General features: G+C 70.6%; 11 protein-coding genes. 5 read left to right on the top strand and 6 right to left on the bottom strand.

What is annotated here, in order from left to right; all coding sequences use genetic code 11:
- Window positions 1–459 precede the first annotated feature (459 nt).
- Window positions 460–1,572: a LacI family DNA-binding transcriptional regulator gene (locus ABT057_RS17905; RefSeq protein ID WP_352344010.1), complete on the bottom strand. Its 1,113-nt coding sequence runs from the start codon at window positions 1,570–1,572 to the stop codon at window positions 460–462.
- A gap of 419 nt (window positions 1,573–1,991) precedes the next feature.
- Here ABT057_RS17905 and hisC point away from each other — a divergent pair, with 419 nt between their 5' ends.
- The 5 genes from hisC to ABT057_RS17880 all read left to right on the top strand — a co-directional run bounded on the left by hisC (window position 1,992) and on the right by ABT057_RS17880 (window position 10,557).
- A complete protein-coding gene (hisC, locus tag ABT057_RS17900) occupies window positions 1,992–3,071 on the top strand; it encodes a histidinol-phosphate transaminase (protein WP_352344009.1) in 1,080 nt (359 codons plus the stop codon).
- 229 nt (window positions 3,072–3,300) lie between these two features.
- Window positions 3,301–4,809 carry a cytochrome ubiquinol oxidase subunit I gene (locus tag ABT057_RS17895; RefSeq protein WP_352344008.1) on the top strand — a complete coding sequence of 503 codons (1,509 nt, stop codon included), beginning with the start codon at window positions 3,301–3,303 and terminating at the stop codon, window positions 4,807–4,809.
- Between the two features lie 20 nt (window positions 4,810–4,829).
- Window positions 4,830–5,834, top strand: a complete 1,005-nt coding sequence (cydB, locus tag ABT057_RS17890) for a cytochrome d ubiquinol oxidase subunit II (RefSeq protein ID WP_352344007.1) — start codon at window positions 4,830–4,832, stop codon at window positions 5,832–5,834.
- A 51-nt stretch (window positions 5,835–5,885) separates the two neighbouring features.
- On the top strand, window positions 5,886–9,392 hold the full coding sequence (gene cydD, locus ABT057_RS17885) for a thiol reductant ABC exporter subunit CydD (RefSeq protein WP_352344006.1): 3,507 nt from the start codon (window positions 5,886–5,888) through the stop codon (window positions 9,390–9,392).
- 109 nt (window positions 9,393–9,501) lie between these two features.
- Window positions 9,502–10,557, top strand: a complete 1,056-nt coding sequence (locus tag ABT057_RS17880) for a M23 family metallopeptidase (protein ID WP_352344005.1) — start codon at window positions 9,502–9,504, stop codon at window positions 10,555–10,557.
- Between the two features lie 48 nt (window positions 10,558–10,605).
- Here ABT057_RS17880 and ABT057_RS17875 read toward each other — a convergent pair whose 3' ends face one another.
- The 5 genes from ABT057_RS17875 to ABT057_RS17855 form a co-directional block, all read right to left on the bottom strand.
- Complete coding sequence (locus ABT057_RS17875; protein WP_352344004.1) at window positions 10,606–11,493, bottom strand: HAD-IIB family hydrolase; 888 nt, start codon at window positions 11,491–11,493, stop codon at window positions 10,606–10,608.
- A gap of 102 nt (window positions 11,494–11,595) precedes the next feature.
- Window positions 11,596–12,498 (bottom strand): LLM class flavin-dependent oxidoreductase, encoded by a 903-nt coding sequence (locus ABT057_RS17870; protein ID WP_352344003.1) that lies wholly within the window; start codon window positions 12,496–12,498, stop codon window positions 11,596–11,598.
- 42 nt (window positions 12,499–12,540) lie between these two features.
- Window positions 12,541–12,984: a hypothetical protein gene (locus tag ABT057_RS17865; protein ID WP_352344002.1), complete on the bottom strand. Its 444-nt coding sequence runs from the start codon at window positions 12,982–12,984 to the stop codon at window positions 12,541–12,543.
- Between the two features lie 18 nt (window positions 12,985–13,002).
- On the bottom strand, window positions 13,003–13,551 hold the full coding sequence (locus ABT057_RS17860; RefSeq protein WP_352344001.1) for an RNA 2'-phosphotransferase: 549 nt from the start codon (window positions 13,549–13,551) through the stop codon (window positions 13,003–13,005).
- A 215-nt stretch (window positions 13,552–13,766) separates the two neighbouring features.
- Window positions 13,767–15,521: an SDR family oxidoreductase gene (locus tag ABT057_RS17855; RefSeq protein ID WP_352344142.1), complete on the bottom strand. Its 1,755-nt coding sequence runs from the start codon at window positions 15,519–15,521 to the stop codon at window positions 13,767–13,769.
- Between the last annotated feature and the right edge of the window lie 172 nt (window positions 15,522–15,693).

Raw genomic sequence — 15,693 nt, 5'->3', positions numbered from 1 at the left:
ACGACCCAGGGGTGGTGAATCGGAGCGAGGCTCCAGTTCGTCGCGGCTTTCGCCCCGATTGGGCCGGGCTTCGGCATCCCTCACTCACCCCGCCCGCACCGCTCGGTCACCCTCATCTCACGCCCGACCGGTTCCACCGACGGGGCGCGGCGGTGGTTTCCGGGGTGGCTTCGGAGCGCCTGGGGGGCGCGCGGTGGGGGCGTGCGGGGGTTTCGCGAGTGGCGGGTGAGACAGTTGCATGAGCGCCGAATGTGACAGCCGGTGAGGAAGCGGCGGGTGTGACGAGGGCCGCAGCCGGGCCCGGGCGTGCTGCGGTCAGGAGGCGGGCAGGCGCCCCCGGCGGAGCGGCCTCGGAGGCGGAGGTCCCCGGAGGGTGGCAGCGGCCCGCGAGGGGCCGTCTCGGAGCCCGGGGAACAGGCCCCGGAGGGCCGCAGCGTCCCCGGGGCCGTACGCCCGTTCTCAGCCCTTCTCCGGCGCCCGAGGAGGGCTCACCGTGGTCCGTGGCGGACGTCGCTGGGACGAGGTACGCACGATCAGCTCGGTCGGTATCACCTGTTCGACCGGCGAATCCGACTCCACACCCTCGATCGCGTCGATGAGCAGCTGGACCACCGCCGTACCGATACGGCGGGGCTTGAGGGAGAGCGTGGTGATGGGCGGCTCGGTGCCGGCGTACCCGGTGGACTCGCTGCAGCACACCAGCAGCAGGTCCTCCGGCACCCGCAGCCCGTAGCGGCGGGCTGCGGCGAGCAGATCGGTGCCGTTGGGGTCGAACAGGCCGTAGACGGCGTCCGGGCGGTCGGGGCGGGCCAGCAGCCGGTCGGCGGCGACGGCGCCCGCGCACGGGTCGTGGGCGGGGTACGCCTCGTACACCGGGTCCTGGCCGACCCGCTCGCACCAGCGCAGATAGGCCGTGGTGGACAGACGGGTGTACGTGTCGGTGGTGGTCCCCGTCAGCAGGCCGATACGGCGGGCGCCAGCGTCGGCCAGATGGTCGAGGATGTCGAGGACGGCGGCCTCGTGGTCGTTGTCGACCCATGCGGTGACCGGCAGCGAGCCGACCGGGCGGCCGTCGGAGACGACCGGTAACCCCTGGCGTACGAGCTCGCCGACGACCGGATCCTGGTCGGACGGATCGATGACGACCGTGCCGTCCAGGGCGACGTTCGACCACACGTCGTGGCGCGAGGTCGCGGGGAGGATGACGAGCGCGTAGCCGCGGGCGAGTGCCGCCGAGGTGGCGGCGCGCGCCATCTCCGCGAAGTACGCGAACTCGGTGAAGGTGAAAGGTTCATCCCCGTACGTCGTCACGGTCAGGCCGATGAGACCCGACTTGCCGGTACGGAGGGTTCGGGCCGCTGCCGACGGGCGATAGCCCAGTCGGTCGGCGACCTCGCGGACATGGCGGCGGGTGGCGTCCGGGAGCCTGCCCTTGCCGTTGAGGGCGTCGGAGACGGTCGTGATGGAGACTCCGGCGGCGGCGGCCACGTCCCTGATGCCCGCCCGGCCCGGCCGGTTGCCTCGGCGTGAGGTTTCCGCGCGGCTCACCTGGTGCTTCCCTGCTGCTGTCATGGCGAGCCGATAGTAGGGCTCATTCGGTGGGGTAGGGCGGACGCATATGCACGCGTTGACAGGCACGTTTCTGCAAGGCAAAAGGGGATCAATTGCCTTAGAAAACAAGTCAGTTGAGCGTTCACATGGCAGGACGTGACCTGTGAGCACGCATGAGCCTGCCAAGGCACCGATGTTTCGAAGAGGTCTCAACTCACCTGCACGAGGGATGCGCGCCACGGCGTGAGCCACCGGCGCGTAGATATATGTATGACACGCCCCCTGACGTGTACGCCTTCGTTGGCCTTCGTCCGCAGACATCACGGAAAGGCACCCGGTCCCGCCGGAGGAGGCTCCGCACCTGTACGCACCCGCGCCGAATCCTCATATGGTGAGCAGTATTGAAGCCGGGAGCCGGTGGTGTCACGAGGAGGACTGCGGTGAGCGAGACGAGCCCCAAGCTGCGCGCCGAGTTGGCGGGGATTCCCACCTACAAGCCGGGCCGGCCCGCCGCGGCCGACGGCCCGGTGGCCTACAAACTCTCCTCCAACGAGAACCCCTACCCGCCGCTCCCCGGCGTGATGGAGGCCGTGACGGCCGCTGCCGCGAATTTCAACCGCTACCCGGACCTGGCGTGCACGGCCCTGGTGGACGAACTCTCCGACTGCTTCGGCGTCCCCGCCTCCCATCTGGCCACCGGCACCGGCTCGGTCGGAGTCGCCCAGCAGCTGGTCCAGTCGACCGCGGGCCGCGGCGACGAGGTGATCTACGCCTGGCGGTCCTTCGAGGCGTACCCGATCATCACCCGGATCAGCGGTGCCACGCCGGTGCAGGTGCCGCTGACCTCGGGTGATGTGCACGATCTGGACGCGATGGCCGATGCGATCACCGACCGGACCCGGCTGATCTTCGTCTGCAACCCCAACAACCCGACCGGCACGGTCGTACGGCGGGCCGAGCTCGAGCGGTTCCTCGACCGGGTGCCGGGCGATGTCCTGGTGGTGCTCGACGAGGCTTACCGCGAGTTCATCCGCGACGCCGAGGTGCCGGACGGCGTCGAGCTGTACCGGAGCCGGCCGAACGTCTGTGTCCTGCGGACGTTCTCGAAGGCGTACGGCCTCGCGGGTCTGCGGGTCGGCTTCGCGATCGCCCATGAGCCGGTGGCGACCGCGCTGCGCAAGACGGCGGTGCCGTTCGGTGTGAGCCAACTCGCACAGGAGGCCGCGATCGCCTCGCTGCGGGCCGAGGACGAGTTGTTCGGCCGGGTCGGTTCCCTCGTGGGCGAGCGGACCAGGGTGGTCGACGGACTGCGCGCCCAGGGCTGGACGGTGCCGGAGTCGCAGGCCAACTTCGTGTGGCTGCGGCTGGGGGAGCGGACGGCGGCGTTCGCGGAGTCCTGTGAGCAGCACGGGGTCGTGATCAGGCCGTTCCCGGGTGAGGGCGTGCGTGTGACGGTCGGCGAGACCGAGGCGAACGACATCTTCCTGAAGGCGGCGGAGGGCTTCCGTAAGGAACTGTGAGCGGTGGCTGCGGCCTCGGGGCGCCTTGGTTTCACGTGGAACCGGGGCGCCCTTCGCGCGCCATGGGCCGACCGGTCCACCCCTCTCAGGGACCCTTGGTCCGCAGTAGGGACCCCCCGCCTCTCCTGCAACGAACAGCTATGCGTCATACTTGCTTGTGAATGTGAACGCTTTCACAAGCGTGTCGCACCTGTGTGTTCCACCAGCCTGTGAGGTAAGGAGCGGCGACGTGGACCTGGCTTTGGCGCCGGAGACCCTGGCGCGCTGGCAGTTCGGCATCACGACCGTCTACCACTTCCTGTTCGTTCCCCTGACGATCTCCCTCGCGGCCCTGACCGCGGGGCTGCAGACCGCCTGGGTGCGCACCGAGAAGGAGAAGTACCTCAGGGCGACCAAGTTCTGGGGCAAGCTCTTCCTGATCAACATCGCGATGGGTGTCGTCACCGGCATCGTGCAGGAATTCCAGTTCGGCATGAACTGGTCCGACTACTCGCGCTTCGTCGGCGACGTCTTCGGCGCCCCGCTGGCCTTCGAGGCCCTGATCGCCTTCTTCTTCGAGTCCACCTTCATCGGGCTGTGGATCTTCGGCTGGGACAAGCTGCCGAAGAAGATCCATCTGGCCTGTATCTGGATGGTCTCGATCGGCACGATCCTGTCGGCCTACTTCATCCTCGCGGCCAACTCGTGGATGCAGCATCCGGTCGGCTACCGGATCAACAAGGAGAAGGGCCGGGCCGAGCTCACCGACTTCTGGGCCGTGCTGACCCAGAACACCGCGCTCGCCCAGGTCTTCCACACCCTGTCGGCGGCCTTCCTCACCGGCGGCGCCTTCATGGTGGGCATCGCCGCCTACCACCTGTTCCGCAAGAAGCACATCACCGCCATGAAGACCTCGCTGCGCCTCGGCCTGGTCACCGTGGTCATCGCCGGCCTGCTCACGGCGATCAGCGGTGACACCCTCGGCAAGGTCATGTTCAAGCAGCAGCCGATGAAGATGGCAGCCGCCGAGGCCCTGTGGGACGGCCAGGACTCCGCGCCGTTCTCGATCTTCGCCTACGGCGACGTGGAGAAGGGCCACAACAGTGTGGCCATCGAGATCCCCGGCCTGCTGTCGTTCCTCGCCAACGACGACTTCACCTCGTACGTCCCCGGCATCAACGACGTCAACAAAGCCGAGCAGGAGAAGTACGGCCCCGGCGACTACCGGCCCAACATCCCCGTCACCTTCTGGGGCTTCCGCTGGATGATCGGCTTCGGCATGGCCTCCTTCGCCATCGGCCTCGCCGGACTCTGGCTCACCCGCAAGAAGTTCATGCTGCCCCAGCACCTGCGGGTCGGCGACGACGAAGTGCCCCACCTGGTCCTGTTCAAGAACAAGGCCCTCAGCCCCAAGCTCTCCAGGCTCTACTGGCTGGTGGCCATCTGGACCCTCGGCTTCCCGCTGATCGCCAACTCCTGGGGCTGGATCTTCACCGAGATGGGCCGCCAGCCCTGGGTCGTCTACGGCGTCCTGCAGACCCGGCACGCGGTCTCCCCCGGCGTCTCCCAGGCCGAGGTCCTCACCTCCATGATCGTCTTCACGGCCCTGTACGCCGTCCTCGCCGTCGTCGAGGTCAAGCTGCTGGTGAAGTACGTGAAGGCAGGCCCGCCCGAGCTCACCGAGGCCGACCTCAACCCGCCCACGAAGATCGGCGGCGACTCCCGTGACGCCGACAAGCCGATGGCCTTCTCGTACTAGGCCGAGGGAGCTGCACAGTCATGGAACTGCACGACGTCTGGTTCGTCCTGATCGCCGTCCTGTGGACCGGCTACTTCTTCCTGGAGGGCTTCGACTTCGGGGTCGGCATCCTCACCAAGCTGCTCGCCCGCGACCGGTCCGAGAAGCGGGTGCTCATCAACACCATCGGGCCAGTCTGGGACGGCAACGAGGTGTGGCTGCTCACGGCGGGCGGCGCGACGTTCGCCGCCTTCCCAGAGTGGTACGCCACGCTCTTCTCCGGCTTCTACCTGCCCCTGCTGCTCATCCTGGTCTGCCTGATCGTCCGGGGCGTCGCCTTCGAGTACCGGGCCAAGCGACCCGAGGAGCACTGGCAGCGCAACTGGGAGACCGCGATCTTCTGGACCTCGCTCCTTCCCGCCTTCCTGTGGGGTGTGGCCTTCGGCAACATCGCGCGAGGCGTGAAGATCGACCGGAACTTCGAGTACGTCGGCAACCTCTGGGACCTGCTCAACCCGTACGCCCTGCTCGGCGGTCTGGTCACCTTGACGCTGTTCACCTTCCACGGTGCGGTGTTCACGGCTCTCAAGACCGTCGGTGAGATCCGGGAGCGCGCGCGGAAGCTGGCCCTTCGGGTCGGTCTGGTCACCGCTGTTCTCGCCCTGGTCTTCCTGCTGTGGACGCAGATCGACAGCGGAGACGCCAAGAGTCTGGTCGCGCTGGTGGTGGCGGTCGCCGCCCTGGTCGCGGCACTCGTGGCCAACCAGGCGGGACGCGAGGGCTGGTCGTTCGCCTTCTCGGGGGTCACCATCGTGGCCGCCGTGGCCATGCTCTTCCTGACGCTCTTTCCGAACGTCATGCCGTCCACGCTCGACGCGGACTGGAGCCTCACGGTGACCAACGCCTCATCGAGCCCCTACACCCTGAAGATCATGACCTGGTGCGCGGCGATCGCCACGCCGCTGGTGATGCTCTACCAGGGGTGGACGTACTGGGTGTTCCGCAAGCGGATCGGTACGCAGCACATCGCCGACGCCGCGCACTGAGTCCGACCGGGGTGTGTTTCACGTGAAACACACCCCACGGGACCGAAGGGCATGTTTCACGTGAAACCAATCGATCCGCGCCTGCTCCGATACGCCCGTGCGACACGCGTCTTCCTGGTGGCGGTCGTCGCGCTGGGCGCCCTCGGGGCCGTGCTCGTCATCGCCCAGGCGATGCTTGTCGCCGAGGTGGTGGTCGGAGCCTTCCAGCACGGCCTGTCCGTGGCCGCACTCCGCACTCCCCTGCTGCTGTTGGTGGCCGTGGCGGTAGGCCGAGCGCTGATCGCCTGGCTCACCGAGCTCTCCGCGCACCGCGCGAGCGCCGCTGTGAAATCGGAGCTGCGGGGGCGGCTGCTGGAGCGTGCTGCCGCCCTGGGGCCCGGCTGGCTCGGCGGGCAGCGCACCGGTTCGCTGGTCGCCCTCGCCACCCGGGGCGTGGACGCCCTCGACGACTACTTCTCCCGCTATCTCCCGCAGCTGGGGCTGGCGGTGGTCGTGCCGTTCGCGGTGCTGGCGCGGATCGTCACCGAGGACTGGGTCTCGGCGGCCATCATCGTCGCCACCCTCCCCCTGATCCCGGTCTTCATGATGCTGATCGGCTGGGCCACGCAGGCGCGGATGGACCGGCAGTGGCGGCTGCTGTCCCGGCTCTCCGGGCACTTCCTGGACGTGGTCGCCGGGCTGCCCACGCTCAAGGTGTTCGGACGGGCCAAGGCGCAGGCCGAGTCGATCCGGCGGATCACCGGTGAGTACCGCCAGGCGACCATGCGGACACTGCGGATCGCCTTCATCTCGTCGTTCGCGCTGGAGTTGCTCTCCACGCTCTCGGTGGCACTGGTCGCCGTGACGATCGGCATGCGGCTCGTGCACGGCGAGATGGATCTGTACATCGGTTTGGTCATCCTCGTGCTCGCGCCCGAGGCGTATCTGCCGCTGCGGCAGGTTGGGGCGCAGTACCACGCGGCCGCGGAGGGGCTGGCGGCCGCGGAGGAGATCTTCGCCGTGCTGGAGACACCGGTTCCGGCGTCGGGTACGGCAGCGGTCCCGACGGGCCGGCTGGCCCTCGAGGGCGTGACGGTCCGCTACCCCGGACGTACGTCCGACGCGGTGTCGGACGTGACCTTCGCCCTCGAACCGGGGGAGACCGTGGCGCTCGTCGGCCCGAGCGGTGTGGGCAAGTCGACGCTGCTGCACACCCTCCTGGGCTTCGTGCGGCCGACCGAGGGCCGGGTGCGGATCGGGGGAGTCGACCTCGCCGACCTCGATCTGGAGCAGTGGCGTTCGCGGATCGCGTGGGTGCCGCAGCGGCCGCATCTTTACGCCGGAACGATCGCCGAGAACGTACGGCTGGCGCGTCCCGACGCCGACGAGGCCGCGGTACGCCGGGCGCTGGCGGACGCGGGGGCGCTGGACTTCGTGGCCGCGCTGCCCGACGGGCTCGGCACCGTTCTGGGCGAGGACGGGTCCGGGCTCTCCGCCGGGCAGCGGCAGCGGCTCGCGCTGGCCCGCGCCTTCCTCGCGGACCGGCCCGTGCTGCTGCTGGACGAGCCGACGGCAGCGCTCGACGGCGAGACCGAGGCGGAGGTCGTGGCGGCCGTACGGCGCCTCGCGGCCGGGCGGACCGTCCTGTTGGTGGTGCACCGGCCGGCGCTGCTGGGGGTGGCGGACCGGGTCGTGCGCCTGGACACGGAAAGCCGGCAGGCGGAACTGGCCGGCTCCGAGGCTCACCGTCCCGTGCACACCGCCCCGCAGGCCGTTCCCGGCCCGTTGGAGGAGGGAGCCGGCACCATCACGACAGCGCCCGGGACCGGGGCCGGCGTCCTCGCCCGGATCCGTGGCATGGCGGGCGCCCGCCGCGGTCGGCTCCTTCTCGCACTGCTGCTCGGCAGTCTCGCCCTCGGCAGCGCCGTAGGGCTGATGGCGACCTCTGGCTGGCTCATCTCACGGGCCTCGCAGCAGCCGCCGGTCCTGTATCTGATGGTGGCCGTCACGGCGACCCGCGCCTTCGGCATCGGGCGGGCTGTGTTCCGGTACGCCGAGCGGCTCGTGTCGCACGACGCCGTGCTGCGGATGCTGGCCGACACCAGGGTCGCCGTCTTCCGGCGCCTGGAGCGGTTGGCGCCCGCGGGGCTGCGCACGACCCGCCGGGGCGACCTTCTGACCCGGCTGGTCGCCGATGTGGACGCCCTGCAGGACTACTGGCTGCGCTGGCTCCTGCCCGCCGCTGCCGGAGCCGTCGTGTCGGCCGGTTCGGTCGCGTTCACGGCATGGCTGCTGCCCGAGGCGGGGGCGGTGCTGGCGGCCGGACTGCTGGCGGCCGGGGTGGGTGTCCCGCTGGTCACCGGTGCGGTGGCACGCCGGGCCGAGCGTCGGCTCGCGCCCGCCCGAGGGGTGCTCGCCACGCGCACGGCGGACCTGCTCACCGGCACCGCCGAGCTGACCGTCGCGGGCGCCCTGCCCGCGCGTACCGCCGAGGTGCGCGCGGCCGACGGCGTGCTCACCCGGATCGCCTCGCGGGCGGCCACCGCCACCGCGCTCGGCGACGGCCTGAGTGCGCTCGTGTCCGGGCTGACCGTCGCGGCCGCCGCGCTCGTGGGGGCCTCGGCGGTCGCCGCCGGGCGGCTGGACGGCGTGACCATGGCGGTGGTCGTCCTGACCCCGCTGGCCGCCTTCGAGGCTGTGCTGGGACTGCCGCTCGCCGTGCAGTACCGCCAGCGGGTGCGCAGGAGCGCGGAACGGGTGTACGAGGTACTGGACTCCCCCGAGCCGGTGCACGAGCCGGAGCGGCCCCGGCAGGCGCCCGCCTCGCCCTTCCCGCTCGTCGTCACGGGGCTCACCGCCCGCCACGCCGGGCAGGAGCGGGACGCGCTGGCCGGCGTCGACCTGACCCTGGTGCGGGGACGCCGGATCGCCGTCGTGGGGCCGTCCGGCTCCGGCAAGACGACGCTCGCGCAGGTACTGCTGCGGTTCCTGGACACGGAGGCGGGCTCTTACACGCTCGGTGGGGTGGACGCCCAGGCCCTGGACGGCGACGGCGTACGGCGGTTCGTCGGACTGTGTGCGCAGGACGCGCACCTCTTCGACAGCTCGGTCCGCGAGAACCTGCTTCTGGCCAGGAAGGGCGCGAGTGAGGACGAACTGCGGGACGCGCTGGGCCGGGCGCGGCTGCTGGACTGGGCGGACGGGCTGCCCGACGGGCTGGACACGCTTGTCGGCGAGCACGGCGCCCGGCTCTCCGGCGGCCAGCGCCAGCGGCTCGCGCTGGCCCGGGCGCTGCTCGCCGACTTCCCCGTGCTGGTGCTCGACGAGCCCGCCGAACATCTCGACCTGCCGACCGCCGACGCGCTCACCGCGGACCTGCTGACGGCCACCGAGGGCCGGACGACCCTGCTCATCACCCACCGGCTGGCGGGGCTCGAGCAGGTGGACGAGGTGCTGGTGCTGGACGCGGGCCGGGTCGTGCAGCGCGGTACGTACCCGGAACTGGTCGCCGTGGAGGGGCCGTTGCGCAGGATGGCCGAGCGGGAGGCGGCTGCGGAGCTGCTGGTGGCGCTCTCGTAGGCCCGGGCGTCCGGCCCGGGGCCGTCGTTGGGCCATCAGGGGCGGGGTGTCCCCCGGCCGTACGACTCCAACAGGACCGGACCGGGTCGGCCGGGTCACGATCGCTGACATGCGCTCACTTCGCCGTCCTTCCAGGCTCGTTGCGGTGCTGCTGTTCTCGGCCGCCGTGCTCGCGGCCCGGCCGACGGCGGCGGACGGGGAGCCCGGCGACGGCCCGGACGCGGGGCTCAGTGCGCAGGTGGAGCGGCTGTACGAGGACGCGTCGGTGGCCACGCAGCGGTACGAGGAGGGCCGGCGGGCGGCTGAGGTGCAGGAGGTGGAGGTCAGGCGGCTGGAGGGACTCCTCGCCCGCGAACGGCGGGAGATCACCGTGCTGCGGGAGGAGCTGGGCAGGATCGCCCGTTCCCAGTACCGCGAGGGGGGCGGGCTGCCGCTCGCCGCGCAGTTGGTGCTGGCGAGCAGTCCGGACGCGCTGATGCGCGGTCAGCATGTGTTCTCCCAGGTGAATCTGGCCGTCGGGAACGCGATCGGCAAGAGCCGCCGGGCCCGGGCGCGGCTGTCCGCCGACGAGGCGAGGGCCACCGCGGCCTGGCAGGCGGTCGAGCGGCGCAGGATCGAGCTCGCCGGCCTGAAGAAGGGCATCGAGGACAAGCTCGAGGAGGCCCGGTGGCAGTTGCAGGGGGAGGCGGACGCGTCGGTGGCCGCCGGGTCCTGCCGTGGGGCCGTGCGCCTCGGCCAGCCGTCGGCGCGGTTCACGGGCGAGTGGGTCACCCCCGTCGAGACGTACACCCTGTCCGCGGGCTTCGGCAGTGGCGGCGACCGCTGGGTGAACCGGCACACCGGTCAGGACTTCGCGGTGCCGATCGGGACGCCCGTGCGGGCGGTCGGCGCGGGGCGCGTGGTGCGCGTGGCCTGCGGGGGCGCCTTCGGTATCCAGGTCGTGATCCGGCACGCCGACGGCTACTGCACCCAGTACGCCCATCTCGCCGCCGTCACCGTCGACCAGGGCGACCGGGTGACGCCCGGCCAGTGGATCGGCCAGTCCGGCACCAGCGGCAATTCCACCGGTCCGCATCTGCACTTCGAGGTGCGGGTCACCCCGGAACTGGGCTCGTCCATCGATCCGGTCCCGTGGCTGGCTTCCCGTGGTGTGCCCGTCGCGTAGAGCGCGCGCAGGGAGTGCACGGGGGACACCCGTGGAACGTGCGGGGAACTACACCCGCTCGGCGATCAGCTGTTCGATGACGACGGCGACCCCGTCCTCGTTGTTGGCGACCGTCTGTCCCGAGGCCGCGGCGATCACGTCCGGGTGCGCGTTGCCCATCGCGTACGACCGTCCCGCCCAGGTCAGCATCTCCACGTCGTTGGGCATGTCGCCGAAGGCGACGACCTCCTCGTGCGAGATACCGCGCTCGGCGCAGCACAGGGCGAGCGTGCTGGCCTTGGAGACGTTCGGGCCGCTGAGCTCCAGCAGGGCGCTGGGGCTGGAGCGGGTGACATTGGCACGGTCGCCCACGGCCAGCCGCGCCAGGGTGAGGAAGGCGTCGGGGTCCATCGTGGGGTGGAAGGCGAGGATCTTCAGCACCGGCTCGTCGACTCCGGGCCCGTCGGGCGCGAGCAGGTGCTCGGCCGGTGACAGGGAGTCGGGGACCTCCAGGTGCATCTTGGGGTAGCCCGGCTCCTGGTGGAAGCCGTATGTCTGCTCCACCGCGTACATCGTGCCGGGCGCCGCCTCGCGGAGCAGCCGTACGGCGTCCAGCGCGTTCTCCCGTTCCAGCGCGCGCACCTTCACGAACCGGTGGGCGCCGGGGCCGCCGTGCAGGTCGACCACGGCGGCGCCGTTGCCGCAGATCGCCAGGCCGTGTCCGTGGACGTGTTCGCTGACGACGTCCATCCAGCGGGCCGGGCGGCCGGTGACGAAGAAGACCTCGATGCCCGCCTCCTCGGCGGCGGCGAGGGCGGCGACCGTGCGGGGGGACACCGACTGGTCGTCGCGCAGCAGAGTGCCGTCCAGATCGGTGGCGATCAGCCGCGGCGGGAGGGGGGCGGCCGGGGTCTCGGGTTGTCGAGTTGCTGAGGTCACCGGGCCATTCTCGCGCATATGCCCGCAAGGCCGTGGGGGAGGCCGCACCTGCGAGGCACTGAGACGCCCCTCACGTCCCTCAGGTTCACCGCTCGTGTCCATCCGTCCTGGCCCTCATCGTCAGCCGAGTTGGGCCGGAGCCTCCATGGCGATCTGCTCGAAGACCTTCTCGTCCGCGGCGAAATCGGACTCCGGGATCGGCCAGTGGACCACCAGGTCGGTGAAGCCGAGCTCCTGATAACGGCCGGCGAAGTCCACGAAGGCGTCCAGGGACGCGAGCGGGCGGCCGCGGTCCGGGGTGAACCCGGTGAGCAGGATCTTGTCCAGCCCGGTCACGTTCCGTCCCTGGGCGGCACAGGCGTCGGCGAGCTTCTCGACCTGACCGCGAATGGCCTGAACCGACTGCTCAGGAGTGCCCCGCTCGTACAGCTTGGGATCGCCCGTGGTCACCCAGGCCTGTCCATGCCGTGCCGCGAGCCGTAGTCCGCGCGGTCCGGTGGCCGCGACGGCGAAGGGCAGCCGGGGACGCTGGACACAGCCGGGAATGTTGCGTGCCTCGTGCGCCGAGTAGTGGTCGCCCTCGTAGGACACGGAGTCCTCGGTGAGCAGCCGGTCGAGCAGCGGCACGAACTCGGCGAACCGGTCGGCCCGCTCGCGCGGGGTCCACGGCTCCTGACCGAGGGCGGTGGCGTCGAAGCCGGTGCCGCCCGCGCCGATGCCGAGGGTCACCCGGCCGCCGGAGATGTCGTCCAGGGAGATCAGTTCCTTGGCGAGGGGCACCGGGTGCCGGAAGTTCGGCGAGGTCACCAGGGTGCCCAGACGCAGGCGCTCGGTGACACCCGCTGCGGCGGTGAGCGTGGGGATCGCGCCGAACCAGGGGCCGTCACGGAAGCTGCGCCAGGACAGATGGTCGTAGGTGTACGCGGTGTGGAAGCCGAGCTGCTCGGCGCGCGTCCAGACCGAGCGACCCCCTTCGTTCCAGCGGAGGTACGGGAGGATCACAGTGCTCAGACGCAGACTCATGTCATCGAGCGTATGCGGCCGAACGCGTTTCACGTGAAACAGTCACCGTACGCGGCCGGCCAGCCACGGACTGAGGGCGAAGGAGATGAACTCCTTGTGCACCCGGTCGCCGGGCAGCGGAACCACCAGGTGGGCGCTCGGCGGGAAACGGCGGGTCTTCACCCATGCATGGCCCTCGTAGAGAGCGCGCAGGAAGGCGGGCACGTCGTCGCGGTCCACGTCGGGACACGCCAGGCCGTCGACGGTGATCAGGGCGTCGTCGTCCGCGTAGAGCCGCACGCTCACGCTGGGCCGGCCGCCCAGCTCGACGTAGGCCTCGTGGGGCAGCGAACCATCCGGGTCGGTCGTGACGCCGATGCCCGCGGTGGTGCGGCGGGAGGTCTGGTCGGCGCCGATGTCATGGGTGACGGAGCATTCGAGACCGTACGCGTCGGCGATCGCCCGGAGCGCGGTGACGGCGGCCTCGGTGGTCGGGAGATGGTCCATACCGTTCATCATGAAGGGTCAGTGGCGTTCCGGAAGCCGCAGATACCGCGGTGGTACCGCCTTGGTCAGCCACACGCCGTTCGCGCTGAGGTGGAAGACGTGGCCGTCGCGGTGCATGGCTCCGGCGTCCACGGAGAGCACGACGGGGCGGCCCCGGCGGCCCCCCACCCGGGTCGCGGTCTCCCGGTCCGCCGAGAGGTGCACGTCGTGCCGGTTCATGGGCCGCAGCCCCTCGGCGCGGATCGCGTCCAGGGAGCGGGCCACGGTCCCGTGGTAGAGGTACGGCGGCGGGGTCGCCGGGGGCAGTCCGAGGTCGACCTCGATGCTGTGGCCCTGGCTGGCGCGGATCCGGGTGCCCTCGATGGCGAAGCGCTTCTTGTCGTTGGCGGCGACGACATGGTCCAGCTCCGCCCGGGCGAAGCGGAACCCTTGTGCGGCGCACGCCGCGATGAGTTCGTCGATCTCGACCCAGCCGGCCTCGTCGAGGGTGAGGCCGATGCGCTCGGGCTGATGGCGCAGGTGTTTCGAGAGGTACTTGGACACCTTCACGGCGCGTCTCTCGTCCATGTTTCTCTCGTCTCTGTGTCTCTCCTTCACCCTCTCAGCATGGCGGGAGAGACACGGGTCACGCATTTTCTTTTGCGCTCGATGTTTGATCCACAACCAACAGCAGTTATCCACAGGCCAGTTGGCGCTTCTGTGGACAACTGGCCGTCGTTACGTGCCCTTTCGTCAAGATCGACTGATCGGGCGGGATTTGGGGAGAGCCGCTCCAAGTCCCCTCACACCGGCGGTTGCAGCCTGGCTACCGCCCTCAACACCTTTGGTGCGAAACGCGACAGGGCGTACGCTCCCCGCGCCTCCGGCGTCACCGGGACGACCGCCTCGTTACGGGCCACGGCGCGCAGGATCGCGTCCGCGACCTTCTCCGGCGGATAGTTGCGCAGCCGGTACACGCGAGCCGCGCGCTCCCGGCGTCGCTTCTCCTCCGCCGTATCGACGCCCACGAAGGTCGCCGTCGAGGTGATGCCGGTGTTCACGAGCCCAGGGCAGACCGCCGTAACCCCGATGCCCCGCCCGGCCAGTTCGGCACGCAGGCACTCGCTCAGCATCAGGACGGCCGCCTTGGAGGTGCTGTAGGCGGGCAGCGCCCTGGACGGCTGAAAGGCCGCCGCCGACGCGGTGTTGACGATGTGGCCGCCCTGGCCGCGCTCGGCCATGCGCCGCCCGAAGAGGCGGCATCCGTGGATCACCCCCCACAGGTTGACGTCCAGGACCCGGCGCCAGTCGTCGGGCGTCGTGTCGAAGAACGAACCGGACAGCCCTGTACCGGCGTTGTTCACCAGCACGTCCAACACCCCGTACTCGGAGTGCACCTTGGCGGCGAGCTTCTCCATCTCCTGTTCGGCGGAGACGTCCACGGTCTCCGCCCAGGCCTCGGGCGCGCCGGTCAGACCGGCCAGCTCCGCGGTGCGGGCCGCGCTCTCCGCGTCCCGGTCGACGGCGATCACGCGTGCCCCGGCCTCGGCGAAGGCGACCGCGGTCGCCCGCCCGATCCCGCTCCCCGCACCCGTGACCAGCACCAACTGCCCGCCGAATCGGTCGGAATACCGTCCCGTGGGCCGGGGTCGCGGCTCACCGCCCGCCTCCACGGACATGATGAACTCCGTGATCCAGGTGCTGAGCAGGTCCGGACGCGTACGCGGAATCCAGTGCTTCGCGGGAAGCGTGCGCCGGGTCAACGCCGGTACCCACCGCTCCAGTTCGTCGTAGAGCCGCTCCGACAGGAACATGTCCCCCAAGGGCGTGACGAGCTGCACCGGCACGTGCGCGTGCGCGTCGGCACGCGGTCGGCGCAGCCGGGTTCGTACGTTGTCCCGGTACAGCCAGGCGCCGTTGGCCGCGTCCGACGGCAGCGACGACGTCGGGTAGTCGTCCACCGGCACCTTCTCGATCCTTCGCAGGATGTCCGGCCAGCGCTTGCCGAGCGGTCCGCGCCAGGCGAGTTCGGGCACCGCGGGCGTGTGCAGCAGATACACGTACCAGGACCTGGCGCCCTGGCCGAGGAGTTGGCCGACCCGGCGCGGAGTGGGCCTGGTGAGCCGCTTGTCGATCCAGTGGCCGAAGTGGTCGAGGGACGGCCCGGACATCGAGGTGAAGGACGCGACGCGGCCCCTGGTGCGCTCTACCGTCACGAACTCCCAGGACTGCACCGAACCCCAGTCGTGTCCCACGAGGTGCACCGGCCGGCCAGGGCTGACCGCGTCCGCGACGGCAAGGAAGTCGTCCGTCAGCTTCTCCAGGGTGAACCCGCCCCGCAGCGGCTTCGGCGCGGTGGACCGGCCGTGGCCCCGGACGTCGTAGAGGACCACGTGGAAGCGGTCGGCCAGCCGGACCGCGACCTCGGACCACACCTCCTTGCTGTCCGGATAGCCGTGCACCAGCACGACCGTGGGCCGCCCGGGATCCCCCAGCTCGGCCACGCACAGCTCGATCCCGCCGGTCCGCACCCGGCGCTCGCGCGCTCCCTCCAGCATGCTCACTGCCCCTCCGCCCCCATGTCCGCCCAGCGACACCGAACCACGCCGAATCTGGCACTTGTTAGAGAAAGCGTCAACAGGGCGGGCCTCAAGCCCCTGGGAGCCAGATCCCGTAACTCTCAGGCAGGGTGTCCCCTACGGACCCGTACATCTGAGGTGTGATGCAAAG

The sequence above is a fragment of the Streptomyces sp. NPDC002588 genome (genome assembly GCF_040295925.1).
In the GTDB taxonomy this organism is placed as follows: domain Bacteria; phylum Actinomycetota; class Actinomycetes; order Streptomycetales; family Streptomycetaceae; genus Streptomyces.
This window is presented reverse-complemented; position numbering and strand designations above follow the sequence as displayed.

Coding starts and splice junctions, on each gene's coding strand:
- ABT057_RS17865 (WP_352344002.1), bottom strand. CDS start 12,984: ATGGACCATCTCCCGACCACCGAGGCCGCCGTCACCGCGCTCCGGGCG.
- cydB (WP_352344007.1), top strand. CDS start 4,830: ATGGAACTGCACGACGTCTGGTTCGTCCTGATCGCCGTCCTGTGGACC.
- ABT057_RS17855 (WP_352344142.1), bottom strand. CDS start 15,521: ATGCTGGAGGGAGCGCGCGAGCGCCGGGTGCGGACCGGCGGGATCGAG.
- cydD (WP_352344006.1), top strand. CDS start 5,886: ATGTTTCACGTGAAACCAATCGATCCGCGCCTGCTCCGATACGCCCGT.
- ABT057_RS17870 (WP_352344003.1), bottom strand. CDS start 12,498: ATGAGTCTGCGTCTGAGCACTGTGATCCTCCCGTACCTCCGCTGGAAC.
- ABT057_RS17905 (WP_352344010.1), bottom strand. CDS start 1,572: ATGACAGCAGCAGGGAAGCACCAGGTGAGCCGCGCGGAAACCTCACGC.
- ABT057_RS17875 (WP_352344004.1), bottom strand. CDS start 11,493: ATGCGCGAGAATGGCCCGGTGACCTCAGCAACTCGACAACCCGAGACC.
- ABT057_RS17860 (WP_352344001.1), bottom strand. CDS start 13,551: ATGGACGAGAGACGCGCCGTGAAGGTGTCCAAGTACCTCTCGAAACAC.
- ABT057_RS17880 (WP_352344005.1), top strand. CDS start 9,502: ATGCGCTCACTTCGCCGTCCTTCCAGGCTCGTTGCGGTGCTGCTGTTC.